Source organism: Campylobacter sp. RKI_CA19_01121, from assembly GCF_025771295.1.
Lineage (GTDB): Bacteria > Campylobacterota > Campylobacteria > Campylobacterales > Campylobacteraceae > Campylobacter_D.
The window spans coordinates 1-1,296 of record NZ_JAKMQA010000032.1 but is presented as its reverse complement, the minus strand read 5'-3'; the positions used below and the strand labels follow the sequence as shown (position 1 = coordinate 1,296).

At 27.9% G+C, this 1,296-nt stretch carries 1 protein-coding gene; it reads left to right on the top strand.

The annotated features are described in order from the left end of the window. Positions 1-312: 312 nt before the first annotated feature. A partial coding sequence (locus tag L8T90_RS07825; RefSeq protein WP_263737173.1) for a cache domain-containing protein occupies positions 313-1,296 on the top strand: 984 nt, incomplete at its 3' end.

The following is a 1,296-nucleotide window of genomic DNA, read 5'->3' as shown; positions in this document are numbered from 1 at the left end:
TAACTCAAGAGAATTTAAAAATAGCTAATGATAGTGCGGCTATATCTGATAATGTAAACAGAATAGCTAATGATATCTTAGAAGATGCTAGAAAGAAAAAGTTTTAAATAATTGACTAAACCCTTAATGGGTTTAGTTTGATATAAAGGCGGATTAATTACTAAGCTAAGCTAATTAGCTTAGTAAGACTTTCAAATTTAATTTCTTCAAATTAACAATCTTTTTACAGAATTTACAATATTAAATCACAATTAATTTTTCATTGCAAAAAATATTTTTATAATTACAAAAATATTTTATAGGAGAAAAGCAGTGAAAAGTGTTAAATTAAAAGTTGCTTTGATTGCAAATATCATAGCAATTGTGTGCCTTTTGATTCTAGGAATTGTAACATTTATTTTTGTTAAAGATGCTCTTTTTCAAGAAATTGTTAATTCTGAGCAAAATCGTTTAATTTCTACAAAAAATCTTATGGTTAATTTCAAAGATGATACATCCGATTCATTAAAAAAACTAAGCGAAACTATACTTAGACACCCTTATTCTGATTTAAATTCTGCTGAAAAATTAATGGATAACATAGGCTATCAATTAAGATCATTCAGAGATTCTGGTAATTTTCTAGCGGTTTATCTAGCTCAACCAAATGGAGAATTAATAGTAAGTGATCCAGATAGTGATAGCAAAGGCTTAGACTATGGAATTTATGGAAAAGCTGACAACTATGACGCAAGAACAAGAGAATTTTATATAGAGGCAATGAAAAACAATAGCCTATATATCACTCCTTCTTATATTGATGTTACAACAGGTTTACCTTGCTTTACCTATGCCATGCCAATATATAAAGATGGTAATTTTATAGGAGTATTGGCAATTGATGTTTTGGTTAAAGATTTAGAAGATAGTCTTAAACAAATGCCAGGTGCTTCTTTTATTTATGACAAAAATCGTTTTTCATTTGTTTCAACAAATAAAAATTATATTGGAAGCGATCCAAATGTTGCCATTGTAGCAGATGGATTTAGCAAAGTAAAAGATGGTGAACCATTCTTTTATACTAGCAAAGAAGGAAACGAAAGACTTGCAATGTGTGATAACATAGATGGATATACAGTATGTAACATGGCTTATATTGATACAATTTCTCAATCAAGTGAGAAAATAGCTTATATACAAGCCATTATAGTTATTTTTACAAGTATTATAAGTATTGTTTTACTTTACTTCATCATCTCTTATTATCTATCACCTTTACAAGCTATACAAAATGGTCTTAGTTCTTTCTTTGATTTT